The organism is Phycisphaerae bacterium, assembly GCA_017999985.1.
Classification (GTDB): domain Bacteria; phylum Planctomycetota; class Phycisphaerae; order UBA1845; family Fen-1342; genus JAGNKU01.
This window is the reverse complement of sequence record JAGNKU010000004.1, coordinates 70,909-94,057: the sequence shown is the minus strand read 5'-3', so window position 1 is coordinate 94,057 and position 23,149 is coordinate 70,909. Positions and strand designations below refer to the sequence as shown.

General features: G+C 64.6%; 18 protein-coding genes. 4 read left to right on the top strand and 14 right to left on the bottom strand.

Translation table 11 applies throughout. The features are described 5' to 3' along the window. Positions 1-19: 19 nt before the first annotated feature. The 5 genes from KA383_06900 to KA383_06880 all read right to left on the bottom strand — a co-directional run bounded on the left by KA383_06900 (position 20) and on the right by KA383_06880 (position 4,699). Positions 20-1,459, bottom strand: coding sequence for a hypothetical protein (locus KA383_06900; GenBank protein ID MBP7745846.1), 1,440 nt, complete (start codon positions 1,457-1,459; stop codon positions 20-22). Positions 1,460-1,621: 162 nt separating this feature from the next. Next, on the bottom strand, positions 1,622-2,476 hold the full coding sequence (locus KA383_06895; protein MBP7745845.1) for a hypothetical protein: 855 nt from the start codon (positions 2,474-2,476) through the stop codon (positions 1,622-1,624). Positions 2,477-2,604: 128 nt separating this feature from the next. Next, a complete protein-coding gene (locus KA383_06890) occupies positions 2,605-3,411 on the bottom strand; it encodes a heme-binding protein (GenBank protein MBP7745844.1) in 807 nt (268 codons plus the stop codon). Positions 3,412-3,528: 117 nt separating this feature from the next. Next, on the bottom strand, positions 3,529-3,750 hold the full coding sequence (locus KA383_06885; protein ID MBP7745843.1) for a DUF378 domain-containing protein: 222 nt from the start codon (positions 3,748-3,750) through the stop codon (positions 3,529-3,531). A 58-nt stretch (positions 3,751-3,808) separates the two neighbouring features. After that, complete coding sequence (locus KA383_06880; protein ID MBP7745842.1) at positions 3,809-4,699, bottom strand: fasciclin domain-containing protein; 891 nt, start codon at positions 4,697-4,699, stop codon at positions 3,809-3,811. Positions 4,700-5,078: 379 nt separating this feature from the next. Between KA383_06880 and KA383_06875 the strand changes: the two genes are divergently transcribed. Then, positions 5,079-6,005 carry a helix-turn-helix domain-containing protein gene (locus tag KA383_06875; protein ID MBP7745841.1) on the top strand — a complete coding sequence of 309 codons (927 nt, stop codon included), beginning with the start codon at positions 5,079-5,081 and terminating at the stop codon, positions 6,003-6,005. On the opposite strand, the gene KA383_06870 is transcribed toward KA383_06875, so the two are convergent. Both KA383_06870 and KA383_06865 read right to left on the bottom strand, forming a co-directional pair. Beyond that, entirely contained in the window at positions 5,989-6,417 is a 429-nt protein-coding gene (locus KA383_06870; protein ID MBP7745840.1) for a BLUF domain-containing protein, read from the bottom strand. The two genes, KA383_06875 and KA383_06870, sit on opposite strands and share 17 nt — an antisense overlap. 10 nt (positions 6,418-6,427) lie before the next feature. Beyond that, positions 6,428-7,141 carry a GTP cyclohydrolase I gene (locus KA383_06865; protein ID MBP7745839.1) on the bottom strand — a complete coding sequence of 238 codons (714 nt, stop codon included), beginning with the start codon at positions 7,139-7,141 and terminating at the stop codon, positions 6,428-6,430. A gap of 218 nt (positions 7,142-7,359) precedes the next feature. Between KA383_06865 and KA383_06860 the strand changes: the two genes are divergently transcribed. The 3 genes from KA383_06860 (at position 7,360) to KA383_06850 (ending at position 11,531) form a co-directional block, all read left to right on the top strand. After that, complete coding sequence (locus tag KA383_06860) at positions 7,360-8,880, top strand: SDR family oxidoreductase (GenBank protein ID MBP7745838.1); 1,521 nt, start codon at positions 7,360-7,362, stop codon at positions 8,878-8,880. Beyond that, the gene (locus tag KA383_06855; GenBank protein MBP7745837.1) at positions 8,870-10,483 is read left to right on the top strand and encodes a cryptochrome/photolyase family protein; all 1,614 of its coding nucleotides are present in this window, start codon (positions 8,870-8,872) and stop codon (positions 10,481-10,483) included. Before KA383_06860 ends, KA383_06855 begins: the two co-directional genes overlap by 11 nt. A 325-nt stretch (positions 10,484-10,808) precedes the next feature. Beyond that, positions 10,809-11,531 (top strand): hypothetical protein, encoded by a 723-nt coding sequence (locus KA383_06850; protein MBP7745836.1) that lies wholly within the window; start codon positions 10,809-10,811, stop codon positions 11,529-11,531. A gap of 477 nt (positions 11,532-12,008) precedes the next feature. On the opposite strand, the gene KA383_06845 is transcribed toward KA383_06850, so the two are convergent. From KA383_06845 to KA383_06815, 7 genes are all read right to left on the bottom strand, one after another. After that, positions 12,009-14,330 carry a hypothetical protein gene (locus KA383_06845; GenBank protein MBP7745835.1) on the bottom strand — a complete coding sequence of 774 codons (2,322 nt, stop codon included), beginning with the start codon at positions 14,328-14,330 and terminating at the stop codon, positions 12,009-12,011. Between the two features lie 106 nt (positions 14,331-14,436). Then, positions 14,437-17,475, bottom strand: coding sequence for a hypothetical protein (locus KA383_06840; protein MBP7745834.1), 3,039 nt, complete (start codon positions 17,473-17,475; stop codon positions 14,437-14,439). Between the two features lie 419 nt (positions 17,476-17,894). After that, positions 17,895-18,641: a hypothetical protein gene (locus KA383_06835; GenBank protein MBP7745833.1), complete on the bottom strand. Its 747-nt coding sequence runs from the start codon at positions 18,639-18,641 to the stop codon at positions 17,895-17,897. A 223-nt stretch (positions 18,642-18,864) separates the two neighbouring features. Beyond that, positions 18,865-19,326 carry a choice-of-anchor E domain-containing protein gene (locus KA383_06830; GenBank protein ID MBP7745832.1) on the bottom strand — a complete coding sequence of 154 codons (462 nt, stop codon included), beginning with the start codon at positions 19,324-19,326 and terminating at the stop codon, positions 18,865-18,867. Further along, a complete protein-coding gene (locus KA383_06825) occupies positions 19,299-19,610 on the bottom strand; it encodes a hypothetical protein (GenBank protein MBP7745831.1) in 312 nt (103 codons plus the stop codon). The genes KA383_06830 and KA383_06825 overlap by 28 nt, the downstream gene beginning before the upstream one ends. 384 nt (positions 19,611-19,994) lie before the next feature. Then, entirely contained in the window at positions 19,995-20,807 is an 813-nt protein-coding gene (locus KA383_06820; protein ID MBP7745830.1) for a thrombospondin type 3 repeat-containing protein, read from the bottom strand. 1,882 nt (positions 20,808-22,689) lie between these two features. After that, entirely contained in the window at positions 22,690-23,139 is a 450-nt protein-coding gene (locus KA383_06815) for a hypothetical protein (GenBank protein ID MBP7745829.1), read from the bottom strand. Positions 23,140-23,149: the final 10 nt, after the last annotated feature.

Genomic DNA, 23,149 nt, shown 5'->3' with positions numbered 1-23,149 from the left:
GCCCGATCGCTGCCGGTATTCACGGGCCAGCACCGAAGTTCAGCTCAAAAGACGCGAAATCCGCGAGGTCCACGTCCGCGTCCAGGTCCAGATCAGCGTTGTTACAGCCACCGAGAATGTCGGTGTTCGGTCCCGTCAGGCAGCCACTGAAAACAGCAAAGTCCGCCCCGTCCACGTCGCCGTCGCCGTTCAGGTCGCCGCGCAGCCAGCGCTGAGTTGCCAGCGTCGCGTACGTGCGCGTCCCGCCATCGAGATCCGAGCGTGCGCTGAGCAAGGCCAGGTCGGAGCCTGTTCCCGCGCCCGCTGCGATCTGGACCGTTACGCACGCCACCAGCGACTCGCCGGGGTTCAGCACTGGCGTCGGCGAAGGCGCGGCCGTCGTCGGCCAGGCGTGGTCTTCGACCAGGAGCGTGTAACTGGTCGGGAGTGGGCCGGAATTCACCAGCAGGAACTCGGCCTGCACCGTCTGTCCGCCGAACCCGTGCAGAGTAATTTGGTTGGGATCAAGCATGATGCCCGGATCCACGCACGTGTTGTTGATCAACGGCTCCGCGTAGAGTTCGGGACCCCACACGTGCCGCCAGACCGCTTGGTCGTTTTTCAGGTAGAGGTTGAAGAAGCCGGTGAGCAGGCCCCGCGTCAGGGCCAGTTGCGTCGCGCGGGGCAGCGCGCCGCTGTCGCAGCCGAAGAAGCTGCTGTCCAGGAACCCACAGTGCCAGCCGCCGTCAAGAAGCGGCAGTCGGCGGGGGGCGTGGGCGTTGTCATACATCGGAATCGTGTGTGACACCGGCGGCGCAATCGAGTCCTCGTCCCCGGCGATCAGGCAGACGGGTGCGAATATACCGGCGATTGCCGTGATTGCTGACGGATTCGTCTCTGCGGCGGCCATGTTGGCCAGTGCGCGGATTCGTGGGTCGCGCTGCGTGGCCAGAATGCTGGCCCCACCGCCCATGGACTGACCGGAAGCTCCGAAGTTCGCTGTGTCCACCTGCTGGTGAAGCCACGAGCCCGGATCCGCGTGCTGGTTCTCAAGATACGTCAGGCACCAGCGCAGGTCGTCGGCGAAGGCGGAGTGGTCGGGGAACAGCCCGCCGTAAGACTCGCTCGCGATCACGAAGTAGCCCCAGGTCGCGAGATGCTCCAGCGTACTCTGGTAACGGGTGACCGCCGTGATCCAGCCGTGACCGAAAGTGATACCCGGATACGGGGCGCCGCTGCCATCGTAGGCGGCTCCCTGCCCGGAAGTGGTGGCCGGGTAGAACAGCAAAGCGTTGAAGTCGCCGCCCCCCGGACGTGGCACCGAAACCTCGACCCATCCGGCGCTAAATGGCCCGGGGTCCGACAACGCAGACCAAGTTGCCGGCGAGGCGAGCAACGCGAGGAACAACGCAACGGGCCGCAGCAGCGCCTTGGGGGCCCCGACCCAGGCAAGCTCAGAAATGGCGACAGCACCAACCATGATTGGGAACCTCGCATTCCAGCGTTGCTTCAATCCTGCCTCAAGCGCCCAGTATGACGCACTACTTCTTCCAGCGCCAAGGCACGCCGGCGAAATGCCGCTATGACCGCGTGGGCGCTGGTGCGTTTGGGCCGAGCCGCTCCATGTACGGCTTACGCAGGTTCAGAATTTCGGCTCGGGGGGAAACAGCGAATCTCGAATGGCCATGAGTTCTTCGCAGGTGTCGATGTCATCCGAGACCGGTATCAGAATGATCGGATTCAGGCCGGGATCGCGCCGCTGGGGCGGGTTGTTGGGCGTGTCCAGAATCGCGAGCGACGCCCCAATCACCAGTTGCTCCGAGTCGTCGATGACATTGCCGCGCAGGCTGCCATCGGAGTAGAGCGCCATTTCGTTTGCGAATATCTCGCGCCGGGCGATATAGATCTCACCCTCAATAACGCCGAACAGCTTCACGGATACGGTCACGCCAGGCTTTCCGTCATGGTCATCGTCGCTGATCAGGGGATCGTTGCGGTCCGTGGAAAGCGGCACGTTCGGGTCGCCACCAATGCCATTGAGCGTCGGCGTCGCGGGACGCCGTAGCTTCCACACCCCATTCTCCTCATACACGTCGACGATGGCACCAGGGGGCTGAATGGCCTGTGTGGCGGCATCCGAGAAGATCGTGTCGAAGTTTTGATTGGCGATGTACTTGGCAGAGCAGAAGGTGTCGTACGCGACAAGCTCTCCGTCTTCGATGACCAGGTCCGTGAAGCCATACGAGACGATGAACGTGGACAGCGGGCCATTGGCGGTCTCGCCCTCGTAGGCGACGATGTCGTAGTGGGCATAATGTCCCGCCATGGCCGCCATGGCCTCTGCCTTGCTCGCGGGCGCGACCCAGTTCGGATCGTTGGCGGGCGTTTCATACAGCGGGCTTTCCGGCCAGGGCAGCGGAATCGAGCAGCCGGAGAAAAGCAGGCAACCCGCTGCCAAGGCCGCAAGGGTCGCCACGGGAGAGGATGACGTCAGCATTCGAGATCTCCTGCTTTGCGTTAATCAGCTTCAGGTTCGGGCCGGTATACATGGCTCTTTCATGCGGGGCCTGCGCCGGTCGTACCCTCCGAGGACAGGACGCACCGGTTGACCATTTGCTTACCACATTATCTTCGGCGCAGCGGGATCTGCACCTCCGACCACTTATCGCGAGGACGAACCTCCGGGCCGTTGTAGAATAGGGCGCGCGGGTCGCCGGCCTCCTCCCAGTCGGACTGGCTCGCCAACCAGCCCCGCAGGGCTGCAAGGCCGGAATTCACATGCTCGAGCTGGTAAGGTCCCCGCATGCCGAGCGCCACGACAGTCACCGGCGGGACATCTTCCACCAGGACGCGCGTGTCCTCAGAATCAATGCCTGCCGGCCCCAGCTCAGGAGTGCGGTACAGGAACGACATCGTCCACTCGGTCGGTTTGGTCGCGCCGGGCGCGCCCAGCCCCGCGTAGTCCAGCTCCACGGGGGAGGTCATCGCGATCTCACGTCGCTTGATGTGATTGAACAGCGGGAAGAACGCCAAGTTCATACCCCAGTCCGGCGACATGCTCCCACCGATGCCAGCTCGTCGGACGGCGGGGTAACGCTTCAGCTCGATCGTGTTGGGCGGGGTCGGTGCCGGATAGCCCTCCGGTAGCGGCGTCGAAATCCGGCACACGCCGCTGCGAAACTCGCCGTTGATGAACTCCATGGCCGTGTGCATGTCCCCGCCGACGCGCACAACTTCGATGTCCGCGGCCGCATCAGGCGTCTGCGCGGTGCCGGTTAACGCCGGTTCAGGCCCATGGGCAACGGTGAGGCTCGAAACGCGCGCTGCCGAAACCGGGCGGTGCAGACTGCAGCCGGCGACCAGGACGGCCAAGGCCCCCAGCAACGCGACCATTAAAAGCAACGTGCCTGACACAACCGCGATCTTGAACATGGGAGCGACTCCCTGCTTCAGCGTCCACTTCCTCGCCCCCTGTCCAGCAATGCGTCAGGAAGCGCCCGGCGTAAACGACCGGACGCTCCCTGACAGCACACGGGTCTCCAAGCGGGCTCACGCGACGACAGGCTTCACGTGCCAACGCTTCTGAATTGCCCGCAGCGTCAGTGCCTGATAGGCCGCCGCCAGACCGACCAGCGTGTATACCGCTTTGGCCAGAAGCGATCCGTCACCGAGCAGCGTGGCGACCAGGTCGAAATTCAGCAGCCCGACCAGACCCCAGTTCAGACCACCAACCACCAGCAAAACCGCAGCAATGATATCCAGCGTCTTCATGTTTGATCTCGTCCTTTCTGAACAAGCAGCCGATTGCAGTGAACCAGGCGGCCCGCAACTAACCCGGGATGATCACCGTATCGATGACGTGAATCACGCCGTTCGTGGCCGACACGTCGGTCTTCACTACCTTCGCGTTGTCAACCGTTACGCCATCCGCTGCGGAGATCTTCACGCTCTGACCCTGCACAGTCTTGGCCTCGGTCAGCTTGACCACGTCGGCCGCCAGCACTTTGCCCGGAACAACATGGTAGGTCAGGATCGACGCCAGCTTGGTCTTGTCCGTCAGCAACGCGTCGAGCGTCTCCTTGGGCAGCTTCGCGAACGCCTCGTTCGTCGGCGCGAAAACCGTGAACGGGCCGTCCCCGCGCAGGGTGTCGGTCAAGCCGGCCGCCTCGATCGCCGTCAGCAGCGTGGTAAACGACCCGGCGGCCCGCGCGGCTTCAATAATGTCATTCTTCGGGATGATCACGGTGTCGATCACGTGAATCACGCCGTTGCTCGCGGCGATGTCGGTCTTCGTCATTTTCGCGTTTCCGACACGCACCTCCTGGGAGGCATCAATCCGCACGGACTGGCCAAGTGCCGTCTTGGCCGACTTCAGCTTGACAACATCCGCGGCCATTACCTTGCCCGGGACCACGTGATACAGCAGCACGCTCTTAAGGGCCGCGGGGTTCTGGAGCAGAGACTCCAGCGTGCCCGCCGGGAGCTTCGCGAACGCCTCGTCGGTGGGAGCAAAGACGGTGAACGGCCCGCTGCCGCTCAGAGTGTCGGCGAGGCCGGCGGCCTCCACGGCCTTGACCAGTGTCTTGAACTGGCCCGCCGCGACCGCCGTCTGGACGATGTTCTTGGAACCGCCGCACGCTTCCTGGGCCCGGACAGGTGCCGCCAAGAGCACCAGGAGCGCCACGCTCGCAAACGTCGGAACAACTTTCGCACTCGTCATCATCACGTTTCTCCTGTTAAAGGTCCCTGGTCCATTCCTCGTTAGCAACAGCTCGCTAGCCGGGCGACGGTCATCGGTGCGGCGGAGTGATTCGGTCGGTGCCCCGGCGCCCGCCCGCGGCGCCTCACCGGGGTGACCATGCTGGGGAGGCTGGCTGCGGTACGCGGGATCATCGTCGCCCTGTATTCGCTCAAATCGTTCATGCCTCAAATATAGCACCGTTTTTGTACGAGTCAAGTCACGGCGGGCATGCTTTGTGGGTGTATGCTATAAACATATTGAGGAAAGAACTTTACATTTTCATGAATCTCCACCCGCCAGCGCCGCAGTCGCCTCTTGCCAGTCCACCATCAAACTGATATAATCGTTCATAACGATCATGGCTGGGAGCACGATCACAACTCGCCAAGCCGCCCAGGCCCTCGGGGTAAGCGAGGCCTCGCTCAAGCGCTGGTGTGATCAGGGCCTTCTGCCGGCGGTGCGAACCCCCGGCGGACACCGCCGGCTCCCCCTGAGCGGCATCGTTCAGTTTGTCCGTGAACGTCGCCTGGAACTCGTGCGACCCGGTCTGCTTGGCCTGCCGGAGGTCACACCTCCCGCCGTTGCCGACCACGCGGCGCTGCGCGACGCGACGCAAGCGGCATTCGCATCAGGAAACGAACCCGTCGTGTGCCGGTTGCTGCTCGGGTCTTATTTCGCCGGTACATCCGCTGCCGACATCCTTGACGACTTGGTCGGGCCGGCCTTCAGCGCGGTCGGGGAGCGCTGGGCGCATGGAGATTTGGCAATCTACGAAGAGCGCCGGGCGGTCGAGATCTGTACCCGCGTACTGTTTCAGTTGCGAGCGTTGCTTCCACTCCCCGCGCCCGACGCGCCGCAGGCCATCGGCGGCACGCTGGCCGGCGACCCGTATTCGCTCCCCACGACGATGCTGGAACTCGCGCTGCGCGAGGCCGGCTGGCGCGCTCAGTCCTACGGCTGCGGGCTGCCGACCAGCACTCTGGTCGAGGCTCTGCAGGCGGAGCGCCCGCGGTTGCTCTGGCTCAGCGTGAGCACTTTCGATTCTGAGCCGCAGTTCCTGGCCAACTTCACGCCGTTGTATGCTGCCGCGCAGGATCTCGGAGTCGCCGTGCTCGTCGGTGGCCGCATGCTGACGGCCGAGCTGCGGGAGCGCATGCAATATTCCGCGTACGGCGACAATCTGCGCCACGCCGTGGAGTTCGCACGAGCACTGTGGCCCCTGGCACGCGGCGGGACGGCGGACGCCGAAAACGGCCCCTCAGCGATTGTCAGCCCCCGCCCATGATCGCTGCCGTGCTCATGAGCTCTTCCAGGAGGGCCAGGGCGACGCGTCCGGAGAGCTGAAACGGGTCGAGCTGCGGTTTTTCCGCGTACTTCAGCACGATGCCGAGGTTAAGCTTGTCCAGATCTACACGCCCCATGCGCCAGCTCGAGAAACGCCGCTCGCTGATCTCCGCATAGTCCAGCAGCGTGACGTCGGTGTGCCGGGCGTCGCGGACCAGCTTCGCGTAGAGCTGGTTTACTTCTTCGCGGCCACCCTCGAGTACCTGCATGAAGATGTCGCCGTGGCAGACGCACAGCACGCCGGTGATGCCCGCGGCGACATTGTGCCTGCCGGACTGGTCCAGAATGTTCTGGATCATGTCGTCGTTGATGGGCTTCGTGGATCGGCTGGCGTAAATCAAGCGCACGAGCATCGCAGATTCCTTACGACCGGTTGCGGTTGTTCAGCAGCGCCAGGAACTCGCGGCGGAGATTGGGGTTTTTCAGGAAACTGCCGCGCATGACGCTGTTGACCATCTTGGAGTCCATGTCCTTCACGCCGCGCCATTGCATGCAGTAATGGTCCGCGCGCATGATGACCGCCAGTCCATCCGGGCGCATCTTCTCCTGCAGCAGGTCGGCCAACTGCACGATGGCTTCTTCCTGAATTTGCGGGCGCGCCATCACCCATTCCACCAGCCGGGCGTACTTCGACAGCCCGATCAGCGCGGAGTGCTCGTTGGGCATCACGCCCACCCAGAGCTGGCCGATGATCGGGCACAGATGGTGCGAGCAGGCGCTGCGCACGAGCACGGGCCCCACGATCATCAGCTCGTTGAGCCGGGCGATGTTGGGGAATTCGGTCACCGGCGGCATCGGCGCGTAGCGGCCGCGGAAGACCTCGTTGACGAACATCCTGGCGACCCGGCGGGCCGTGTCCTGGGTGTTGTGATCGCTGGCGGTGTCAATCACGAGCGTGTCCAAAACGTCCTGGAGCTTAGCTTGGACTTCGCCCTGAAGTGCTTCCAGCTCTCCGGGCTCGATGAAGTCGGCGATGCTGTCGTTGGCGTGAAAGCGCCGGCGGGCGGCGACGAGGCGCGCCCGGATGCGATCCGCGACGGGCGTCTGGGCGTCTCGGTTGTCCCACTTCGCAGCCATGTCGGCCTCCTGCGGACCGCAGTATACCAACCACAGCTACCGGCGTCATTGGCTCGTGAGAAAGGCCCTGAGGCGATCCGCCATCTTTCGGTGCAACCGGTCGCCGACGATAATCAGCCACGTCGTGTTGCGCGCCGGTCTCGAAAGACGCCGCGAGTCGTGAGCAGCACGTTGCACCGGCGAGAGCCGCGATCGTCCGCCCCGATCAGAGGGCAACCATGACTGCCGCCGACGAACGAAAACCCGTGCTGGTCACCGGCGCGACCGGGTACATCGGCGGCCGGCTCGTGGCGCGGCTGCTGGCGGCGGGCTACCGTGTCCGCTGCCTGGCACGGGAGCCGCGCAAGCTGGAGGCACGCTCCTGGGGCACCGACCCCCGCGTGGAAGGCGTGCGTTGCGACGTCGGCGACCGACAGCCGCTGGCCGAAGCGATGCGCGGCTGCGGTCCGGCGTATTACCTGGTCCATTCGATGGTGGCCGCGGGACGAGCGTATCGCGAGCGTGATCGCGTGCTGGCGCGGACCTTTGCCGAAGCCGCGGCCGAAGCGGGGCTGGAACGTATTGTCTACCTGGGCGGATTGGGAGAAACCGGTCCGCAGCTCAGCGAGCATCTCAAGTCGCGGCGCGAGGTCGAAGACGCGTTGGCCTCGGGGTCGGTACCCGTGACGGTGTTCCGCGCGGCGATGATCATCGGGGCCGGATCAGCTTCGTTCGAGATTCTGCGGTACCTGGTCGAACGGCTGCCGGTGATGATCACCCCCCGGTGGGTCAGCACGGAGGCGCAACCGATCGCCATTCAGAATGTGCTGCACTACCTGGTTGCCTGCCTGGAGTGCCCGGCGACCAGCGGCCGGACGCTCGACATCGGCGGGGCCGAAATCATGACGTACCGCGAGATCATGCAGGTCATGGCCGCCGCGCTCGGGCTGCGGAAGCGCCTGATCATTCCGGTGCCTGTGCTGACACCGCGACTCAGCTCGCTGTGGATTCACCTGGTGACGCCCCTGAGCCACCGCATCGCCCGTCCGCTGGCGGAGGGACTGCGCAACCGCGTGGTGTGCCGCGACGATGACGCCGCGCGCCTCATGCCGCAACGCCTGTTGACCATCCGCGAAGCGATCGATGCCGCGCTGGGCAGGACGCGGGCTCATGAAATCGAGACGGCCTGGTTCGACGCCGGGCCGCTGCCGGGTGATCCCGACTGGTCCGGTGGCCGGGTCTTCGTGGATCGGCGGATGTCGGATGTGCGCGCGCGGCCGGAGACCGTCTATCACGCCGTCACCCGCATCGGCGGCGATCAGGGCTACTACGCCGCCGACTGGTTGTGGCGCGTGCGTGGCTGGCTTGACCGCCTCGTGGGCGGACCGGGCCTGCGCCGCGGCCGGCGCGACCCGCAGCGACTGTCCTATGGCGACGCGCTGGATTTCTGGCGCGTAACGGGCGTTGAAGTGAATCGTCGCCTCGAGCTGCGGGCGGAGATGAAGTTGCCGGGCGAGGCGTTGCTCAGCTTTGAGATTCGCCCGGATGACCAGGACGCGGCCCGATGCGCATTGATCCAGACCGCGCGTTTCAAGCCGCGGGGACTGCTGGGGCTGGCCTACTGGTACGCGGTGATGCCGCTGCACGGTCTGGTATTCAACGGCATGTTACAGGGAATCCGCCAGGTGGCCGAACGCGGCGTGCCTGTGACAGCGGGGACGGTCCTCGGCAAGCACACCCCACGTAACCATGCGCACTGAACACGCCACCGTCCGTTCGCAGCGCTTTCCGACGCTGAGAGTCAGGGGAGCGGTACGGAATCTGGCGATCGTGTTGGGCGATCAGCTTGACCCACACGCCGCTGCCTTGACCGGGCTTGATGCGTCCACGGATGCGGTCCTGATGATGGAGGTCGCAGGCGAATCCACACACGTACCCAGCCACAAGCAACGAACCACGCTGTTCTTGGCCGCCATGCGCCACTTTGCCATCGAACTGCAGTGTCGCGGGTTTCGCGTCCAGTACGTGCCCCTGGACGATCCCGCCAACACGCACTCGTTGCGCGGCGAGATTCGGCGCGCCGCGAAAACGCTCAAGCCCGCGGCGCTCAGCTGCACACGGCCGGGAGAGTGGCGCGTCCGGCGGGTGGTGGACGACGCCGCGGCCGCCACCGGGCTTCCGTTGCATACGTTCCCGGATCGGCACTTCCTCGTGAGCGATATGGAATTCGCCGGCTGGATGGCTGGGCGGAAGCAGCCGGTGATGGAGCACTTCTATCGCTGGCAGCGCCGCAGGCTCGGCATCCTGGTGGAACCGAACGGCGCGCCCGCGGGCGGCCAATGGAACTACGACCAGCAGAACCGCGGTTCGTTTCGGCGCGCACCGCAAGTGCCGCCGCCGTATGCGCCGCGGATGGACGCCATCACCCAGGAGGTGCTCGTGCTCGTCGAGCGACGTTTCGCCCGCAATCCAGGCCACCTCGCACGATTTCGCTGGCCAGTGACGCGGGTCCAGGCTCGCCAGGCGCTGGATGACTTCATCCGGAACCGGCTACCGCACTTTGGTACCTACCAGGACGCCATGTGGTCGGGGCAGCCCTTCCTGTATCACTCGCTTCTGTCGCCGGCGTTGAATCTGAAGCTGCTGGACCCGCGCGCGTGCATCGCCGCCGCCTGCGCGGCGTACGAGTCCGCTGCCGCGCCGCTGAATTGTGTGGAGGGTTTTGTGCGCCAGATCATCGGCTGGCGCGAGTTCATCCACGGGATCTACTGGCACGCGGGCCCAGGTTACGAGGCGCGGAACGAGCTCGACCAGCACGGTAGCCTGCCGGAGTTCTACTGGACGGGCCAGACCGACATGGTGTGCTTGCGAGAGTGCATCGGGCAGGTGCTCCAGTACGGCTATGGCCACCACATTCAGCGGCTGATGGTCACCGGCAACTTCGCGCTGCTTGCGGGGGTGGCTCCGCGTCAGATCAGCGACTGGTACCTGGGAATGTACGTGGACGCCGTCGACTGGGTGACGCTGCCGAACACGCTTGGCATGGCGATGCATGCCGATGGTGGCGTGGTCGGCACGAAGCCCTACGTCGCCAGCGGCAGGTACATCGCGCGCATGAGCAACTACTGCGCGACCTGCCGCTTCGACCCAGCCCAACGCACCGGGTCGGCAGCCTGTCCGTTCACCACGTTCTACTGGGATTTTCTCATCCGAAACCGGCGGCGATTTCGGGGCAATCGTCGCATGCGCATGATCATGCGGCATGTCGATCGCCTGACGGACGACGAGCGCGCCACCGTAATAGCGCAGGCGCGGGAACGCCGACGGGAGTTTGGGATTCAGTGTCCTGCTGCCCCCAGCTAGAGTTGTTGCATGGCGGCGTTGCTGTGGCTTCGATCGGACCTGTGCGTCGGCGATGGCACCGCGCTGTATCATGCGCGCCGCTCCGCCCGGGAGGGCGTAATTGCGGCCGCGGCCGCACGCCGCGCGCACTGGTCCAACCGCGGCGGGGGCTCGATGCAGTTGAATTTCGTCCTGCACAGCCGCCAGGCGCTGTCGCGCGGACTGCGCGGCGTTCACCAATCTGCCCGAGATCCAACCGAGCGAGGACTGATTGTGCTGCCCCGCGCGAACAGCATGTTGTATAATTGCTTGTTCCGGGCGCGGCAATGGTCCAGGAGAAATCGTCGTGCGTTCACCTGCATTGGTTTTCGGCGTCGTTCTGCTGGTCAGTGTGCCGTCGGTCGCGTGGGCACACCGGCCCACGTTGAGCGATGGCTCCGCCCGGGACGCCTCTACGGCGTTTTACATCTCGGACGTCGATCTCTCGCAGGTGGTGTACCACGAGGTCACGGCTGAGTCGCCCCAGCTCTGGCTTACCTTTCATCTCAACGAGGGCCAGTCCCTGTACTTCCAGCTCGGCGTGCCGGTGCTTGAGCGGCTAACGAACTATCGCCCCGCGCTCGTGCTGGTCGGTCCGGGACTGCCGCAGGCCCGCCTGCCGTTTGCAGTGCCAACGGGCCTGGGTGCTGAGCGGTTTCCCTCAGATCAGGTCGCGGAGCCGGTGGAATTCGATGAGCCATTCAGCGGCACCTCCTCGTGGATTCTGCTGACCGAGACGATTCCCATCACCGTTGCGGGGCGCTACTACCTGGTTGCGTATGACCCTGCGGGCCAGTCGGGCAAGCTCTGGGTGACACTTGGGCAGCGCGAGGAGTTCGGCTTGGGCGACATCGCCGCGTTGCCGGGTATTTTGCCGCAGGTCCGCCAATTCCACGAAATCGACGCCACGGCGGTCGGCTTGCCGTGCTTTCTGGTGCCCGTGGCGATGGTGCTCGCCGCGTTATCTTGCCGGAGCGCATCATGGCGACGGCGCGTCGCGCGGCCCGCCGCGAACCGACGCGGAACATGAGAACCCATTTCCTGAGACATCATCCGCGCACGGTGTCGTGGCTGGCTTGGGCACAATGGACAGCATATCCCGCGCGGACCGGACGCGCGCCGACGCGGACAATCGCGTTCAGGCTGGAGGGATGCGGGCGGCACTTCGGACTCGGGGCGACAAGCGTTGATAGTAAACCACCCCCGCGGACGGCGTCCAAACGCGGCCTGACCGCGGCACCGGCAGCCAACCCGTCCGTGTTCACCTTCCGCTGGGGGCCAGCGGGCGTCGAGGACCTCTGTGTCCGTTGACTGAACCGCACACCCGATCGCGGTCGGTGTGTGTAGCACTGACCCGCTTACCCTGAGACTGTTCACGCCGTGGACCTCAACGCCCCCTTGTCCCATCTGCGCGGGCGTGACGACACGCGATGTCGAGCCGGTTACTGCATTGGCTTCGCCTGAAATGCGCTCGCTCAACACGCGGCCCTTTGAGGACCGCGAGAGCTTAGTCCTGCTCCTCGCCTTCAAGTTCACCAGGCGGGCGCGCACGCAGGGCTTCGTGGTCCATGCCCTTCTCGAGCGGCAGGCCGTAGTATTCGGGATGCTGGTACTTGCCACGCTCGGGGCCGGTCTTCTCGTGCTCAACAGGTGCGCCGTGCAGGCGCACGCGCAGGTCATTGCGCAGGGCTTCGACACGCCAGGACACCTTGCCTCCTGCGACACCGCCAGCAATGCGGAATGTGCAGGGCGGCGGCGCATCGCCGGGGCCGGCCTGCTCGCCGGCCGCCAGCGCCTCCTCGCTGATTTCCTCCGCCACGTGCAGCATCGGCATCGGCGCGCCGATGGCGGTGAGCATGTACCGTGGGTCCTTGTTGATGCTGGCGAAATAGTCGGGCAATTCCACCACCGTTTCGCCGCGCTCATCCAGTGTGACCTTGCCGGAGTAGAAGTTGAGGACCTCGGGCGATTCAGTCGCGTAGTGCAGGAGGTATTTGTTCTCCGGGTCGATGGGGTGGTCGATGCGGAATGGTTTGGTGCCGCTGGCGCCCATGTCTCCGGCGGCATACACGGCATACCCGCCGGCGGCGGTGCTCGCGTACCCGCGCACGCCGTAGATCGTGCCGCTCGTGGCGCTGTTCCGCGCGTAGACGCCGTAGCCAGAGGTGCTGGCGCTTTCGAAGTACCCACCAAACGTGCTGCCGCTGGTGGCCGTAGCCTGACCATATACGCCGCGCCCGGATGTGCTCGGCGTGCCGAAATATCCGCCGTAGGAGTCGCCGCTGCCGCTGGCCCAGCCCGTGACACCGCGCCCGTCGGGGCTGAGGCTCTCGAAACTCCCTCCGATGGCGCCGGTGCCGCTCGACCCGGCCTGCCCGAGGACGCCGATCTCGGAATTGCTCCAGCCCTGCACGCCAATGGCGCCGCCGGCGCCGTAAACACCGATCCCCGACGACGAGGCACCGGCTGATCCTTTCACGCCGTACGTGCTGCCACTGGTGGCCGTGGCGGTGCCGGAGACCGCGACCCCGGAAGTGCTGGCGGCCTCAAAGCGCCCGCCATACGTGCCGCCGGACGCCCAGATCCCAGTTCCCTGGTTACTGTCGGTCTCGAAGTAGCCGCCGTAGGTCAGGCCCGAGGTGTTGGTGGCCAGACCGTAGACGGCGCGCCCCAGTTGGCCGTTGCTCACGAAGTGCCCACCGTAGTTCTCCGACAAGCCGGTGTTAGTGGCAAGGCCGAAGACGCCGGTTCCATCCGCGCTGTCGCACTGACCGTAAACGCCGTACGTATCGCCTGTGCCGGCGGAGGCATGCCCAACAGTCCCAACGCCGGAAGTGCTGGCGCTCACGCCATACACGCCGTAGGCGTAGCCGGTTGCGGCCATGGCTGTGCCATAGACGCCGCGTCCGGACGTGCTCTCGCTCAGCCCATACACGCCGTAGGTGGTCCCGCTACCCCCCAGGGCGGATGCGTACACGGCGCGCCCGCTGGAGCTCATGGTCATGAACCGCCCGCCGTAAGTCGAACCCGTGAGTGTGCTCGCGAAGCCGTACACGCCGGTCCCACTGGTGCTGTCGCTCTGGCCATATACACCGTAGTTGCTTCCGCTGGAGGCGTTTGCATACCCTTGCACGCCGCGCCCGGTTGTGCTGGCTGTCCGGCCATAGACGCCGTAGGTGGTTCCGCTGGTCGCAGTCTCATCGCCGAACACTCCAAACCCGCCGGCGCTGTCACTCCGACCACGCACGCCGTACGTCTCGCCGCTGGCGGCGGTAGACAGGCCGTAGACGCCGACGGAGGCAGTGCCCGTGGAAGCATTCTCTCCCCTGATGATGTGCGTCGGGCTCGTCCCGCTCAGCGTGAGCGGCATGGGGATCGATTGGAGGAAATCCGCGGAGTCCAGGCCGTCGAGCTGGTCTGCGTTCAACGAAAAATGCGCGTAGGGCGTGCCGGTTAAGGCCTGTCGCGGACTCAGCGTGACGAGCCCGGTTGCATTGCCGCAGTTCAGACCTGTGTCGGCCCGCACCGCGATTTCCAGGAAGCGCTCCTGGCCGGCGAACTGCGCGCCGAAATCGAGTTCCAGTGTAAACAACCCCTCTACGACCACGACGTTGTCCTCGCAGACCGTCGGACCCTGTTGCGTGCCGAAGGTCAGCTGGTCGTAGAGTGCAAATTGCAGGTCATACGTCCCGTTGGCCGGGCTGCCGCCGTCCTTGAGCTGCCCCTGGTAGGTGAATCCGGTGCTTAACGGCGTTTGTGCCAGAGCCCGGTTGCCCCATCCTCGGAGCGATATCAACAGCGCCGCTAGAAAGACCACTTTCCTGACCATTCGATAGACTCCTAGTGCCTTGCTCGCCTGTGTCGGCAACTCACAACCGACACGCTTCAGTTCGTCTCGGACACACACCGACCGCGTGGTTTGTACGGACGCACGTTCACCTATAGGTGCGGCGCCGCCATCCACATCGCATGATGCCCAATCCAGCAAGAGTCAATGGCAGCATCGGAACAACGCCGGCGCCGCAGAGACCGGCGCCGCACCCGGCTGCCGGGACATCCAAGCTGCTGCCGTCAGCCGGAATATCCGGGTCGTTCCCACCCGTTAGGTGTACGTCGGTCACCGTCAGGCGGTACGAGCCGTCGGACGTCAGCTCCCAGGTCACGTCGGCAACCGCGATCGTCGCGGAGGCGCCGTCAACGGTGTCAGTGCCGGGCACGTCGACCTGACTGCTGCCCGTCAACGTGCCGGTAACCACCCCATCCACAACCATGAAGTCAACTGCCATGCCGCGCTCGGGCACGAAGCCATCGATGAAGCGCAGGTCCACGGCGCCGGCCAGCACCGCGTCACCGGTGACGTGCAGCACGTCGAACTGACCCGCCTCCGCCCCAGCCACCTCGATGATCAACGTCGCCCCGTCTTGCTGCTCGTAGTCGCCCTCGATGGTCAGCGTGCCCGGCGACAGACCGGGCGAGACGAAGCCGCCGGGCTCGATGATGAGATGCGCGGTCGTCAGCGTGCCGACGCCGATAATGCTGCCGTGGTTTTTCACGAACGTACTGGCGCCCGAGAGGACTCCCGCGGAAACGCGCGCAGTTGCGTCAGTCAGCGAGATCTCGCCCTCGCTTGTTCCGCCGACAGTGAGGACGCCATCCACGACCAGCGTGCCCGCTGGCCCGACGACGACCGAGCCGGCGCCATCCCCGGCTGCGCCAACGAGCATGTCGGCCAGGCAATGGATCTCGCCTCCCGTTTCCACGAGCACGTCACCAGCGGCAGAAATGTCGTTGTCGCCGACGACCATCTGTGCGCAGCCCACCAGGCCGCCTCCGCGCACATTGAGTTCGCCGCTGTCATAAACGCCGATTACGAGCTTGCTGCCCAACATGCGCAGCTCCGCGCGATCCCCCGCAAAACCACGCCCGTTGAAGACCCGGATCTGGCCGGGATCTAGGAGCCCAACGCGAATATCGCTGTCCGATGTGACCAGTCCGCCGTTCGAGACCGTGAGTTCTCCGGCCTCTTCCACGCCGACCAGGGTGAACCCGCTCACGATCGCCGTAGACCGCAATCCCGCGGCACTGCCCTGATTGTCCACACTCACCACGCCCTCCGCGTGGTCGGCGATGACCAGGCCGCCGGTGAGTCGGGCGATTGCGCCGCCTGCGATATTGAGTTTGCCCGGTCCTGCGCCGCCCACGATTGTGCCTCCGCCACCGGTGGGTTGGCTGCTGCGCGGGTCGACGACGTTGAACTCCGCGGGCTTCGTATCCCCGCCGCCGAAGGTCCCGACATGCACCTCGGCCTCGTCGGTGAGAAGCGCGTCGTTCCCGATGATCGCGGTGCGCGCGATCAATACGCCGCCGTTCTTGACGAGAATCGGAATCGAATTGGGGTCTCCACCTACGCCCAGCTCCCGGGACGCGACCAGGCGCGCCGCGCCGCTCTGGCCCTGCCCGTCAATGAGCAACTCGCCGCCGCCGACCAGGCCGCCGAAGTTGAGGCGCACGTTGCTGGCTTCAACCAGTCCGCCGGGCTCGATTGTGAGCCGGCCGACGTTGTCCTTACCGATCTGGAGCTGTTGCCCGGCCTTCAGGTTCGCGGGCCGGGCAGGGTCGATGGACCTGACGGTTATGTCTCCAACACTGTCGACGCCAGCGATGACCGTACCCGCCTCGACGAGCGCTCCGTCGAGCACGAAGAGGTCTCCCCAACCGTCGACTCCGATCAGAAGATCGTCACTGATGGCGAGGTGTGACGCACGTGCGCCCGATCCCACGGCGGCAACCCGCACGGTGTTCGTCTCTCTGGTCTGCGTGTCCTGCAACCTGTTCTTACCGACCCGGACATCCGTGGCGGTCACCTCACCGCCGTCCCTTACGGTCAGGAAACCCAGGCCCCCGCTGCCGCCGACGACCACACCGTCGAACAGCGCGTCCGCGTCGGGGCCGCTGACCTCCAGCCTGCCGCGGGCCGCACCGCCCAGACTCAAGTCCGCAGCCTGCACGAATCCACCATCAACCGCCACGAGTCCATCCAGCGCTTCCCCAACGCTCAGATCTCCTGAGAGCACGAGCCGGGTCGCGGCGTCGTCCAGGAGGATGGCTGAGAAGTCGTTCGCGTTGGCGGCTGCGCCCGTCCCAACGACCGCATGCACTCCCCGCAGCGACGCGCCGCCGACGAGTTGGAGCGATCCGTCGCCCTCCACTTCAAGCGACGCCGGCGACGTGGTCGACGCGAAGACCTGGGCGTCGCCGACCAGGCCCACGTCGGCCTGCCGGATGATGAAGCGCCCGGCCTTGGCGCCGACCACGTTTACGCCGTAGAGGCCCGGGCCGAAGATGGCGGTGTCGCTGACCTGTGCGTCGTGCGTGGGCACGCCCCGTGGATCCCAGTTCGTGTCCACCGCAAAGTCGCCGCCCGCGAGGTTGACCCAGTTGTAGGTCGTGGAGGTTCGGTTGAATGAAATGCTAAAGGTAAGTTCGGCCGTACCCGAGGCCCCTTGGCCCGATTCGTCGTACACCCTCACATTCATGTCAACCGTGAGCGTTCTGACGCCCGGCGGCACCACGCCCTGCAAGACAAGATTGCCCTGATTGGGGTCGCAACCAAAGTCGGCGCAATCCGATCCGACGCACTCACACCCCAGGCCAGACCAACTATCCCATTCGAATTTCACCTGGCCCTGAGCCTGTAGTCCACCAACGTTTGGTTGGATGTTGAGGACGAACGGCGTCGGCGACGTGACCTCGAAATTGCAATGGAGATCCAGGTGGCCGCCCGCCCCGTCGTAGTTCGCTTGAGCGTCGATTCTGGCGGACATCGCTATCGAATCCACGCCGCGCGAACCCATGACAATGCTGCTCGATTCCTGAATCGACGCGGAGTGCGTGTCACCACCACTGTCCTGACTGCAACTGCTGGAAACGCTGTCGCCCAGGTCAAATTGACCGTAGTGCGGCGTGTCGCACATTCCGATCGACCAATTTCCGAAGCTGATGTTCACTCGCACGTCCGCCCAGGTCGGGCTCGGCGCGGACAGCGCGCCCAGGATCAGCCCGACAGACAATCGCACCACTGCACGCATCTTCGCACCTTAACGTACTCGGTTCATGGACCGGGCTCGCCCGACTGGCGAGCAACCCGCCCTCTCAACGGGGAGGGCTAGCCAATCCCACGGCGTTCAACGCGGGCCGCACCATGATTCACGCCAGCGCCTTACGATGCTGTTGCTCCGCGCCGCGGGCTGGCATCCGCCTGCAAGGGAACAACATCGGCCGGGGCCCTTGATCCGGGTAACCGGTCTCAAGGGCCCTGGCCAACTCAAAACGCACGCAGTCCCGTGCATCTGCCGGTGTGACACCCTGACTGTGCTACCTTTCCAGCCCGCGGCTATGCCCACCGGCACCGCCGAAGGCCGAGTACGCCTGCGATCAACAACATGCACAGCGACGCCGGCTCGGGCGTGATTACGAACGCCAGGTCGAGTGATTGCTGCGTGAACGGATCGCGCAGTTCCATCCAATCCGGCGACGGGAAGTCACCCCAGACGGCGTCGTCGTTCCAGTGCTCAAGCGACGTCTTCCAGCCGAACCACGGTGGCGTGCCGTCCGGCAGCTTCACGGAAATATCAAGCCAGTAGATTGTTCCTAGGTTCTGGTAGAACGGATCCGGGATGTCCACCATGTTGTACTGCCACGTCATATGGTGGTTGTGTGGGTAAGCTTCCCCCGTGTTCGGGTTGTACCAGCCTTGGTCACCGGTGCCCCAGAAACGAGGCGTAAATTGGCCAGGAAAGAAGTCCCGCTGCCACAGCAGTGCCCCGGGCCGGCTATACGGATTGGTCGGGCTGGCGGGAATATCCTCATGAATGCTGACGTGGATGTACTCGATGGGCAGCTGCTGGTCGTTGTACCAGGAGCCCCAGAAGTGAATGTCCGTGACCGGGCCCGTCTCACTGCACATCCAATCATCCGCCAGCACCTTCGGCCAGGTCGCGTTGACGTCCCAGCCGAAGGGGTCAGGCAACTGCGGATAGTGCATCTTGTGTGGGTCGCCGATGTTCCAGTCCGCCGCAGCCGGCGAGACGACGAAGATCATCAGGCCGATCGCAGCCCCGATTGCGTTTGCGGTTTTCATTGTTTTTCTCCCATGCGCGGGCGCTTGGCCCGTCATTGCCTACGCGTCATCTGCTTGATGTGGCAGTTCGGATGGACTGCCTGACGTACGCAACGCGCTCTCGCGCTGCCCGAACACCGTGCTTCTTCTCCATGCACCTCCTTTCTTCGCTCCGCCGGCCGCGCCCTGCGAAAGCGTTGCGCTGGCCAACGCAGCTTGCCAGGCGCGCGCAGGCGCTTCGCATTCAGACCTCCGGTGCAACGCGCCGCACCCGCCTGCGCCGCAGGACGCCCAGTCCCCCCAGAGCCAGCGGCAGCGCGGTCGCCGGTTCAGGTACGTACTCATACTGAACAGTCGTCGTGAAGTTGAAGTTCGTCGTTGCAATCGTAACCCGCCGGGCACCGGGCGACGGGAGGACGCCGGTGCCGCTCGTGCTGGTCCCCGCATCGTCAAACACGAACGTCACGTTTCCTGTGCCGATGTAAGGCGCCAGGGAGGCCGCCGAGGTCTGGAAGCCGGATTCGACGTCACTGACCGCGCCACCGATGATGGAGCAGTAGTCTGTTCCGGCGAAGTCCGCCCCCGCGCCGCCAGGTTCGTTGTCGGCGTCAACCCATCCGGTGGCGGTCACAAAGGCGTCCGGAATCACGATCAGTTGGCTGCCGCCCAACGGGCCTTTCACGCGCATCGTCGAGCCGATGCCCAGCGTAACGAAAGCGCCGGCACTGCTTTCATTATCGAATTCCTGCTGCCCCCCGTGCCGTCGATCTGCACGGTCAGCGTGACCTTCGTCAGCGTGAGTGCCCCGGCCAGGTCATCGAACTGGGGGACGAGGAACGAGCCCGTGGCGCCGTTGCCGTACCCGGCGCCGCCATTATCGTGCAGCGTCGGACCGTACGTGATGATCGCGGCGCCTACTGGCGAAGAAGCCAAGCACGCGGCAGCCACTACGCACCAGATCAACGTCGACTTCCATAGCGGGCCTGTCATAGACTCTTCTCCTCGCATCGCGTGAGCTGGGTCGGGCGCGTTCGTCGTTGCCACCAGCGACGTAGGCACCGCGCGTCTCGCTCATGTAGACGATGCTATCTCAGTTTTGACGCAGGTCGCACGAACGAGGTCCCCGATCCGAAAAGAACACACTTCATCTGAGAAATCCTGCGTCGTTCACCCCGCGTACCCGCCCAGGGGGGCGGTACGTGCGACGTCTTTGGCTGGCGCGCTCCCCAAAGCGCGGGGGTCGAATTAACAACGCTCCTGCTCGCTACAGTCCTTGAAACCAGTCAGCATCGCCTCCGCGCTCAAGACGAACACGGAGCAGTGATGCCGGCGGCAGATGCACTCCGTGGCACAGCCAATTTCAACCGCGCACCGCTACCCGCCGCTCAGCAGAACAACAAACGGGTTGATGTCGCCGAACGATGGGTAGATGCCGTCGCCGTTGATGTCGCCGACCTCGGGTGGGCAGGCGGGATGTGCGGCCTGCCAGGTCACGAAGTTCGACAGGTAGAGGACGAACGGATTGATGTCACCAAAGTTGACCGAGCCGTCGCAATTGAGGTCACCGATCAGGCAGCCGCTCGGGGTGATCAGCTCACCGGGCGGCGTGCCCGGGCACAGATCGCAGGCGTCGCCCACGCCGTCGCCGTCACTGTCTGTCTGGCAGGGATTGGGGACAAACGGGCAGTTGTCGCATACGTCGCCGACGCCGTCGCCGTCTGTGTCCTGCTGCAGCAGGTTGAAGTGCCCCGGGCAATTGTCGGCGTCGTCGGGAATGCAGTCGCCATCGCTATCGGGCTGGGGCGGCTGCGTGGGGAGTACGCCATGCTGGGCGAACAGGGCCTGCTCATCGGTCAACCGTTTGCGTTGCGATGCACCTGCGCCGCACTCCACGATCTGCAGTCCCGGGACGAAGTTGGACGTGCCCGGAAGCGTGGTGTCAAACTGCCCATCGCAGTTTTGGTCAACCACCACCCCGGGCAGAGCCGTGATGATCTGAAACGCTGGGTCGGGCGTGCTGACCCAGTGCCCGTTGTTCGTGTTGAAGACAAGTGGCGGAAAGCCCATCAAGCCGACGTCCAGGACACGGATCGCAGCGTCGGACTGGCGGATGAAGATGAACTGCGGCGACACCGGAAGCGTCGAAGCGAACGTTCCACCGTTGGCATGCGTTTTGGTCATGGTCATACTGCCGGTTTGCTGCGGGACGTCGGATAGACAGACATAGACATTCCAGGGTTCGGGGCTGTGGCCGCCACCATAGGTCACGGTGATCGGGTTTACGCTCACAAGGTTGAGGGCAACGATTTCAATGGGCACCGTGTCTTGAGTCCCGATCGACGGAAGGGAAGCGTCGGACAGACGCCGGACAACGGTATCGGTCGGCCCGAGAATGCCCGGCGGGGTCGTTGAGAGGGGCTGGCCGGCGAACACAACCGTGCCATGGAAGGGATCCGAGCCGGGATCAAAGAAATCCGGTGGAATCGGCATGGTCGCGAAATCCTGCCATGACGTGCCGCACGGCGGGGTCGTGAACAAGTCGATTCCCGCGTGAACAGTGCCCGGCTGACCCTGCTGCATGCGAATCGTGCCGGTTGTCGAGCCCGACATGCCGGCGAGGGGCCCCCCTGGAGTGCCGATGAAGTCGATGCGATACGTGATGTCAAAGAAGCTGTCAACGGCCCAGTTGCCGCCCGGCTGCTGAGTCAGCGTCAGGTGCCCTGGGCTGGGCAGACCAAACGCCGAACCGCCGGTGACGCGCAGCAGGTCGAAATCTGGGTCGCCGATGATCTGACCCTGGAGCATGAACATCTCGGTGTCGAAGGACTGCACTGGGTCCCCGGACGTCCGTGGCGCGGAGTGCATTTCTCCAGACATGGGGGGATTGACCACGCGCTGATAACCGCTCAGCGCTCCAGTGCCAGTCATATCGAGTGTCAGAATAGCGGTGAATTGGTGGTACTCGCCGCCCAGCGACCCACCTTCACCCTGGCCGGTGACCACAAAGCTGTGCAGCATCGGGACCGCATGGATTTCCGTCCCGGACGGCAGCCCATCAATAATGTCCATGGTCCCGCTTGGAGAAGTGAATGGGCAGTTGGCCGGCAAGTCTGCAGTCCCGGAACCGTTGTCCGGCACGACACAGCCCATGGGGGCCGGCTCACCCTGTTCCATCCGGATTGTCGCCGTTGTGGAGCCCGACATCCCGGCAAGCGGGCTACCCGGCGTGCCGATGAAGTCGATGCGGTACGTGATGTCAAAAAAGCTGTCGACTGCCCAGTTGCCGCCCGGCTGCTGTGTCAGCGTCGTGTGTCCCGGGCTGGGCAGGCCAAACCCTGAGCCAGCGGTGATGCGCAGCAGGTCGAAGTCGGGATCACCAATAATCTGCCCCTGGAGGTAGAACATCTCCGTGTCAAAAGTCTGCACGCTAACGCCAGGACTGTGCGGGGCGGAGTCCATTCTCCCGTTCATCGGTATGTCAATCGAGCGGCGAAAGCCGCTGAGCGCGCCTGTACCGGTCATGTCCAACGTGAGAATGGCGGTGAATTGATGAAAATAGCCGCCCAGTGACCCGCCTGCGCCCTGGCTGGTAACGATGAAGTTGTGCAGCGTCGGCACGGAATGGATCTCCGTGCCCGGCGGCAGCCCGTCAATGATGTCCATGGTCCCGCTCGGCGAAGTGTATGGGCAGTTCGCCGGCAGATCCGCGGTCCCGGAGCCGTTGTCCGGCACGGTGCAAGGCACACCCTGCGCAACACCCGCAGCAAAGAAGGTCGCCAGACCTCCCAGACAGTAAGTAGGGAAACTGGTCCAACCCTTGCAGTATCGACGTGCCAACATCTTGCTTCTCCTTCTGTTGACGGCTGGAATCCGCGCACTCGTAGTATGCAAACCGAGCCGCATGGCCCGTGTCCTTCAGCTCAATCGACGTTCGCAGGCACCGGACGATCCCGTCGGGCTCCGAGTCTTTGGGGGCCACGCAACGCCCCCGACGACGACCCGAAACGCACGTGATTAGAGATTGGCGCGCCTGCAATTCCGCAACCTTCTTCCTACCGGCAGGCAGCCCTTACACGCCGCCGCTCAAGAGGGCGACAAAGGGGTTGATGTCCTGGAACGACGGATATATCCCGTCACCGTTGATGTCGCCGTTCTGCGGTGGGCAGCCGTCATACGTGGTCTGCCAAACCGCGAAGTTGCTCAGGTACAACACGAACGCGTTGATGTCTCCGAAGCCGACCACGCCGTCGCAGTTCAGGTCGCCGACCAGCACCGCCGGCCCCGGCGACAGGGCCCAGAACCCCCCGGTCAGGCTGAAGTCGCTGCCGGTCATGGCCACGGCCGCGTCCGGCTGGCCGATCGTTCCGGACAGCTCGAGGTCCCCGCCCGTCGTCCACATCGCGCCGCCGCCGTCGATCGTCCACCAGTCGATCTCAAACGCCGCGGCGAAACTCACGCACCAACCGCTCGCAAGCCACGCGAGCCCAAGCACACCGAGTCTTCTGGCTCCTGCAAGCATGTGACACTTC